This is a genomic window from Streptomyces sp. NPDC088732 (assembly GCF_044751205.1).
In the GTDB taxonomy this organism is placed as follows: Bacteria; Actinomycetota; Actinomycetes; order Streptomycetales; family Streptomycetaceae; genus Actinacidiphila.
Genome location: NZ_JBIVLI010000055.1, coordinates 1 through 7,561, shown reverse-complemented (window position 1 = coordinate 7,561; position 7,561 = coordinate 1). Strand labels below are relative to the sequence as shown.

The window sequence follows — 7,561 nt, the reverse complement described above, 5'->3', positions numbered from 1 at the left end:
CGAACCGGTAGATCTGGGCGATGGCTCGGCTGAACAGCGCCACGCCGACCACGGCGAGTACCAGCGACACGATGATCGCGGCGAGTTGCATTTCAAGGCTCCTCGGACCAGCGCGGAGTGCAGGGAACCCCGCTGCATCGGGGCCTGCCAGGGAATCTCTTCGGGACTGTAATACGGCCGCCGGTTGCCGAAGAATCAACTCTTGCGCGCGGCTATCTCCTGAGTCAGCTGGGGCAGCACGTCGAACAGATCACCCACCACTCCGTAGTCGACCAACTCGAAGATCGGCGCTTCGGGGTCCTTGTTGACCGCCACGATGGTCTTCGACGTTTGCATGCCCGCTCGGTGCTGTATCGCGCCGGAGATTCCGGCGGCAACGTACAACTGGGGAGACACCGTCTTGCCCGTCTGCCCCACCTGGCTGGAGTGCGGGTACCAACCGGCGTCCACTGCGGCCCGCGAGGCTCCGACTGCCGCATCGAGGGAGTCAGCCAACTCCTCGATGAGGGCGAAGTTGGCAGCCCCGTTCACGCCTCGGCCACCCGCGACGACGATCGGCGCCTCCGCCAGTTCCGGACGGCTCGACATTTCACGAGGAGTGCAAGAGACGACCCGGGTAGCGGTGGCCAGCGCACCGAACCGCACGGTGAGCGGCGACACGGCGCCCGCCGCCGGGCAGTGCTCCACCGGAGCGGAATTGGGCTTCACCGTCACCACGGGAACACCTCTGGTGACGCGAGACCTTGCCGTGAACGCCCCTGCGAAAACGGCTTGTTCGACTGTCACCCCGGTCTCGTCCGGCTCCAGGTCCACGGCGTCGGTGATGAGGCCGGAGCCGATCCGGAGAGCCAACCGGGCTGCGACCTCCTTTGCCTCGGCCGACGACGCCAGCAGTACGGCAAGGGGTGCCACTGCGTCGCACACCGCCTCCAGCGCGTCCACCTTCGGTACGACCAGGTAATCGGCGAACTCGGGGGCATCGGACATTATGATCTTCACCGCACCGTGCTCCGCCAGGACAGCGGCAGTGGAAGCAGCACCGGCACCCAAGACCACGGCAACCGGGTCACCGATCCGTCGCGCAAGCGTCAGCAACTCCAGCGTCGCCTTGCGGACCACACCATCCGCATGATCCACATACACAATGACTTCAGACATAACCGGCACTCCTGGAGATCTGGGTCAATGATGGTCTGCCTGCAGTGGCGGACGGCTGCGGTACGGATTCAGAGGAATTTCTGGGCCGCAAGGAATTGCGCGAGCCGCTTTCCCCCTTCGCCTTCGTCCGCCACGACGGTTCCGGCGGCTCGCACAGGTCGCTCCGACAAACTCAGCACCGTCGACCAAGCCCCTTCCAGTCCGACCGCGCTGGCGGCTATGTCGAGATCAGCCAGACAGAGCGATTGGATGGGCTTCTTCTTCGCCGCCATGGTCCCCTTGAACGTGGGGTAGCGCGCTTCGCCGGACTGATCCGTCACGGACACCACTGCCGGCAGTGGCGCCTCCAGTTGCTGCGAGCCCGTATCCCCGTCCCGCCGCCCCCTGAGCGTGCCGTCGTGAAGGGACACCTCCGACAGGAGGGTTGCCTGGGGCACTCCCAAGCGCTCGGCAAGTAGGGCAGGCACCACCCCCATCGCACCGTCGGTGGAAGCCATTCCGCACAGCACCACGTCGTATCCGGCCCTCTCGATCGCCTTCGCCAGCACCAGCGACGTGCCAAGCGCATCAGTGCCATGCAGGTCGTCGTCCTGGATGTGCACAGCCTTGTCCGCGCCCATCGCAAGCGCTCTACGAAGCGCACCCTGGGCATCCTTCGGCCCGACCGTCACGACGGTTATCTCCGCGTCATCTGCGGTCTCGGTGATCTGCAGCGCCTGCTCCACCGCATACTCATCCAGCTCGGACAGCAGCCCGTCCAGGGCATCCCGATCCACTGTCAGATCTGCGGCGAAGCGCCGGTCACCGGTCGCATCAGGCACGTACTTCACGCAGACGACCATCTTCAAAGTCATGCCTGATCCAAGCCCTTCCGGAGGAGGAGATTCACCTGTCACGCCCCGGCCTGTACGTCACCCGTGCGACGCACGGTGCAAGATCCCTGGGCAGGAGCACCGCTGTACGGCGGCCCCGTTACGCACAGCGGCACAGGTCGGATCCGGAGTGCCCCATGCGGGCAGGACCCGGCTCCTGACGGCGGAGCCCGAGGCATCGCCCGAGCAAGCGATCCCACCGGCGCCTGCCTCGTACTCGTGACCGTGGAGCGGGTACCGCGTTGTCACGCAATCCACTGCCCCGATCCGAGCACACCGACCTTAAGTCGAGAATAACCTCCACCTTACCGGAGGTCAACCTCGACTTCTTTGAGGAGGAAAGCCGGGCTTTCGCTCAACGTCTGGGCCTGATGTGGCGCAGGACGATCGCCACCGAGGCGATGGCCCCGGCGGAGAGGGCCACGGCAAACCAGATCATGGTCGGTGCGAGCGCGGCGTGCCGGATGACGATGCTGAACGCGATCGAGGGCAGGCCCATGCCGGCGTAGGCGACGACGAAGAAGGCGGCGAGCACCCCCGCACGCGAGGCGGGATCGGCCGCTATGGCGCTCTGCGTGACAGCGCCTTTGAACAGCACGCCGGCACCCGCGCCAGAGAGGGCGACAGCGAGGAGGAAGAACCAGAGCGCCGGGTGGTACAGCGCAATGGCGGTGAGGGCCAGGCCGATGGGGAAGACTGCGGTGCCGACCAGGATCTGGGGACGTTGGTCCAGCTTTCCGAGCGCGAGCTGTGCCGCCGCGGAGGCCGCGAAAGCGGTGAACGGGGCGAGTCCGACGACGAAGGTGGACGTGATGCCGAGCTCGCCGCGCACCATGATCGCGCCGAGGGAGGAGAACAGGCCCATCAGGGCGAAGGCGAAGAAGCCGGTGCTCGCCGCAGCAGCGAACACGGGGCGCAGGCCAGGGCGCAGGGCGAAGCGGTCGGGCCAGTCCGCGGCCCTGAGTTCGGTATCGACGGTCTCGGGGGTGGCGAGCACCAGTAGCAGCAGTATCGCCATGGCGGCGGTGAAGACTACATAGCTGGTGACCAGCGGAGCGGGAACCCATTCAGCGAGCGCTCCGGAAACGATGGGGCCGAGGGCCAGGCCGCCGAGGTTGGCCACGGAGGCGACCAGTGCCGGCACCTGCGATCCACCGCGATCAGGGTATGCCTCCTGGTACAGGTCGGTGAGGTATGCCGTGGCCGTCGAGGCCATGAGCCCCACCGCCACGCCGGTGATCAGGCGTCCGACGATCAGTCCCGGCAGGTCCGGCCATATGGCGAGGACTACGGCCGAGACAATGCCGACAGCCAGGGCAGGGACGATGATGCGGCGCCGACCGAGCCGGTCGGAGAGATGACCGAGCAGGCGGAAGCTGACCGCCGCGCCGATGACCATGGCCGCGAAGGCGATGGTGACCTCGGTCGGACCGAAGTGGTCACGCGCCTGGTACAGCGGCCACAGCGGGGTGGGCGCGGTACCAAAAGCCATCAAGGACAAGAACGCCACCGCGACGGACCAGAACCCGAAAGCATGTCGGTTCCGGAGCGAACGCGGGGTCGCGGTTGTGAGTGTTGTCGTGGTCATCGCCGTCCCTCAGTGGAGCACGTTCGAGCAGTCGGCGGCCTTTGATGCCGCCCAGGGATCAGAACATGCGCCGTGCCGTTCCGGCATCAGCCTTCAGGGGCATGATGGAGATAGTTGTCATCTCTGACAGAGATAATGAAGGGATGGAGTTCCGCAACCTTCGCCACTTTGTGGCGCTCGCCGAAGAGCGCAGTTTCACCCGCGCCGCCGCCCGTGAGCTGATCGTCCAGTCCGGCTTGTCGTCATCGGTCCGCACTTTGGAGAAGGACGTCGGCGCCCTGCTGTTCGTGCGCGGTACCCGCCCGGTCCGACTCACCTCTGAGGGCGAGGCGCTTGTTCCTGCGGCACGGAAGGCCCTCGAAGCGGTCGAGGCTGCCCGGCAGGCTGTCCGAGACGTACGAGGCGTCCTCTCGGGACGGCTTCGCATCGGCACCCTGCAGACCATCGGCCACACTCTGCCGTTTACCGCCTGGCTCGCGGAGTTCGCGCACTCCCACCCCGGCGTCGACATCCTCGTCCGGCAAGCGCCGGCGCTGCAGATGCTGGAGATGGTCGCCAACGGGGAACTGGACTGCGCGCTCGTCCCGGCGCTGCCCGTGTACAGCGAGGGTCTGGACGTCGTTCCGCTCGTCACGGAAGCCGTCGTACTGGCATGCGCGACGGATCATCCGCTCGCCGGCGAGGAGCAGGTGACGCTCGACGGGCTCACAGAGGAGCGCTTCGTGGATGTACCGCACCACTGGGCCATCCGCGCCCAAGTCGACGAGGCCTTCCGTGGCGCCGGTCTGACCCGGCGCATCGTGTGTGAGGTCGAGGAGTGGCCCCTGATGCTCGATCTGGTGGCGGCTGGCGTCGGCATCGCGATCATTCCGGCAGGGCTGGATTTCACCCGCCACGGGAACTCCGGTGCCCCGCTGCGGCTCATCCCGCTCGCCGGCACCGACTTGAACCGCCGCGTCGACCTCGTCATCCCCAAGGGACACGCGGCGACCCCGGCCGCCCGCCGCTTCCTCGAGCAGGTCGGCAGGAGCCACTGAGCCTTTTCAGCGGGGCCACCGATCGGGTGATGGCGGGGTGGCGGGAGATCAGCGCAGAACGGACGAGGCCCCTCGGTGGTTGAGCGAGATGTCTGACGTCTCAACTCTGTCGCCGGGGAGCCTCGTTGATTACGTATCCTGCCGCACTGGACCTGCCTCACGCGCTGGTTGAGTGGGTGACGATGCTGGTCGTCACCCGGGAGGGTGACCGACGCTGCAAGCTCCGGCCCTCTCAGCGGGCGCTCGTCGCACTGATGTACCTGCGCAAGCACGACACCCTCGCGCAGATCGCGGCCGGTTTCCGGATCAGCGTCGGCACCGCCCACGCTTACGTGCACGCGGTCGTCGATCTCCTGGCCCACCGAGCTCCCGGCCTGACCCGGGCCCTGCGCGAGGCGGACGCGGAGTACGTACTGGTGGACGGCACGCTCGCCGAGTGCGACCGGGTCGGCGACGGCCGCGCCGACTACTCCGGCAAGCACCGTCGCCACGGCGTGAACCTGCAGGTCATCACCAACCCGCACGGCGAGATTGTGTGGATCTCCCGCGCCCTGCCCGGCCGCACCCACGACCTGACCGCGGCCCGAACCCACCGCATCATTGCCACCTGCGTTCGCCTTGGCATTCCCGCCCTGGCTGACCTCGCCTACCTCGGTGCCGGCGGCACCCTCGCCACGCCGACCAGACGCCCACCTCGCAAAGAGCTCACCACCCGGCAAAGCTCACTGAACCGGGCCCACGCACGGCTTCGGTATCCCGTCGAACGCGGCATGGCCACCCTCAAGCGCTGGCGCATCTTCCGTCACGCCCGCTGCAGCCCCAACCGCCTGTCGTCAGCAGCCAAAGCCATCCTCACCCTGGAAAAGCAACGCTGAAAAGGCTCACTGAGCTCTTTCGCCGTGGTGTCGGCAAACGGTGACGGAGTCGAGGTGGTGGCTGGTCGAGGACGTCGCCGGTGCCGAGCCGACAGTCAGTCCCATGGGGAAGGCCGACGGCCATCGCTGCGACGTCCGCCGCCGTCCCCTTGTACCCGAACCGGCTCACGACGCGCCGGTGCCGTCCGGCGATCACGTCTATGGACGGCTGGTTCCAATCAGCAGCCCCCATCGACCGCTGCAGTCACGACCCCGGCACGGGATGGAGCGCGGCGTCGGCACCAGCAAGCGGAGGACATGGCCGCGTGAGGGGCGGTTAAGCTGTCGCAATGACGGCTGATGTCCCCCTGGACGTAGAAGAAGAACGCTTCTGGCGTGCCTTGCAACGAGTGATTACCGCGTTGCCGAACACTCTGGACAAAGACCTTCTGAAGTCGACCGGGCTGACGCTGTCCGAGTACTCAGTCCTGATGTTCCTGTCCGAGGCAGAGAACCGTGAACTGCGGATGATCGATCTCGCCGAACTCACCCGCCTCTCGGCCAGCCGCATCTCCAGGGTGGTCGACGCCCTGAAAGCCCGTGGCTGGGTGACGAAACGGCGGCACGAGGTGGACGCCCGAGGAAGCGTGGCAAGCCTGACGCCCGAGGGAATGGAGCGCCTGGAAGGCGCCTATCCGTCGCTCCTGTCCAGTTCACGCAGGCGCGTCATGGACCACGTGAACCACGACTTTCTCTCGGGCATGGCCGTCCAGTTCGAGCGTGTCGCCGACTATCTCGGCTAGCGCGCATGTGCTCCGGACATCCGTTCTCGGCCCTGTTCTCCTTCCGCAACCGGAACAGCGTCCGTCTCAGGTGGATCCGTTCCGGCGGCCACCGTGCGGTCACCGGGACACACCTCATCTCATCACCCGGTGGCCGTTCCGGATCTCACGAGCTCACGCGGACGTGCTGTCGGTAGTGGCCGACCGGCGCGGCACGACCATTTTGGATGTGTCGAGCAGGACGAGCCCGGCCGACCCCAGCAGGGGCAGGACGGTCAGCTGCCACAGGCCGGCGCCGCCCCAGCCGAGCGCCTCGACCAGCCGCGCGAAGAGCAGCCCGGAGAAGGCCGCCGGCACGTAGTAAGTCAGCATGAACAGTCCCGAGCCCCGGCCGACCAGTTCGGGTCGCACCGCACGCTGCATCGCGGTGGTGCAGTTGGTGAAGAGGATGCCGCTGGCGAAGGCGCCCATGAGGAAGGCCAGGGCGTACTGGGCCGGGGCAGACGTGGCGTACTGGTAGATGAGCAGCGCGGTGCCGGAGGTGGTCACGAAGCCGACGGCCAGCAGGGAACGTTGGTTGACGTGGTCGCCGAGCCAGCCGGCCGGCAGCGCCATCGTGGCGCCGAAGCCGTAGCAGGAGATGGCAAGCGCCGCCTGCCCGGCGCCGAGTCCGAGGTGCTCGCGCAGGAACGTCGGATAGAGGCCGAGGAAGCCGTAGTTCACCAGCCCGGTCACCGCGCAGACGACACCCATGCCGAGCGTGTTGCGGTTGTACGGGCTTGCCGGCACGTGGCCGTAGCGGTCGGTCGACGTGCCGCCGCCGCTGCCGGTGACCGCCTCGGTCATGGTGCGGCTGACGGTGGCGAGGACAAGCAGGGCAATCCCCAGCCCGACGGCCGCGAATATGTAGAACGGGCCACGCCAGCCGCCCCAGGTGCCGGCAAGGCCGTTGCCGACCAGTGGGCCGAGGAAGACGCCCGCGCCGAAGGCGACGCCGACGACTCCGGCGGCGACCGCCCGGCGGTGGAAGAAGAAGGCGCCGACGACGGCGTACAGGGCGGTGGCCTGCATGCCCTCACCCACGCCGGAGACCAGCCGGTAGACACCCATGTCGGCGAACCCGCCGGCGAGCGGGATGGCCAGGGTGCCCATGGAGTAGACGGCGACGCTCAGGACTAGGGTCCGTCTTCAAAGATCATCGGGTGGTGGATCATGGTGGGGTGATACGTCGCCATGAACTCACCGACCGGGAGTGGGAGTTGCTCGCTCC

7 protein-coding genes and 1 pseudogene are annotated in these 7,561 nt (G+C 67.3%); 4 read left to right on the top strand and 4 right to left on the bottom strand.

Translation table 11 applies throughout. The annotated features are described in order from the left end of the window. Positions 1-195: 195 nt before the first annotated feature. The 3 genes from ACIP9H_RS42120 to ACIP9H_RS42110 form a co-directional block, all read right to left on the bottom strand. Entirely contained in the window at positions 196-1,158 is a 963-nt protein-coding gene (locus ACIP9H_RS42120) for an electron transfer flavoprotein subunit alpha/FixB family protein (protein ID WP_401598013.1), read from the bottom strand. A gap of 68 nt (positions 1,159-1,226) precedes the next feature. Continuing rightward, positions 1,227-2,012 carry an electron transfer flavoprotein subunit beta/FixA family protein gene (locus tag ACIP9H_RS42115; RefSeq protein ID WP_401598016.1) on the bottom strand — a complete coding sequence of 262 codons (786 nt, stop codon included), beginning with the start codon at positions 2,010-2,012 and terminating at the stop codon, positions 1,227-1,229. Positions 2,013-2,385: 373 nt separating this feature from the next. After that, complete coding sequence (locus ACIP9H_RS42110) at positions 2,386-3,540, bottom strand: MFS transporter (RefSeq protein WP_401598019.1); 1,155 nt, start codon at positions 3,538-3,540, stop codon at positions 2,386-2,388. On the opposite strand from ACIP9H_RS42110, the gene ACIP9H_RS42105 reads away from it, so the two are divergent. The 4 genes from ACIP9H_RS42105 to ACIP9H_RS42090 all read left to right on the top strand — a co-directional run bounded on the left by ACIP9H_RS42105 (position 3,422) and on the right by ACIP9H_RS42090 (position 6,312). Further along, a complete protein-coding gene (locus ACIP9H_RS42105; protein ID WP_401598027.1) occupies positions 3,422-3,745 on the top strand; it encodes a hypothetical protein in 324 nt (107 codons plus the stop codon). The genes ACIP9H_RS42110 and ACIP9H_RS42105 overlap by 119 nt on opposite strands. Positions 3,746-3,761: 16 nt before the next feature. Continuing rightward, positions 3,762-4,655 (top strand): LysR family transcriptional regulator, encoded by an 894-nt coding sequence (locus tag ACIP9H_RS42100; RefSeq protein ID WP_401598022.1) that lies wholly within the window; start codon positions 3,762-3,764, stop codon positions 4,653-4,655. A gap of 125 nt (positions 4,656-4,780) precedes the next feature. After that, entirely contained in the window at positions 4,781-5,530 is a 750-nt protein-coding gene (locus ACIP9H_RS42095) for a transposase family protein (protein WP_401964230.1), read from the top strand. A gap of 329 nt (positions 5,531-5,859) precedes the next feature. Further along, a complete protein-coding gene (locus ACIP9H_RS42090) occupies positions 5,860-6,312 on the top strand; it encodes a MarR family winged helix-turn-helix transcriptional regulator (RefSeq protein ID WP_401598049.1) in 453 nt (150 codons plus the stop codon). A gap of 153 nt (positions 6,313-6,465) precedes the next feature. Here the strand turns inward: ACIP9H_RS42090 and ACIP9H_RS42085 are convergent. Next, positions 6,466-7,467: pseudogene (locus ACIP9H_RS42085) on the bottom strand (MFS transporter); the annotation flags it as partial. Positions 7,468-7,561: the final 94 nt, after the last annotated feature.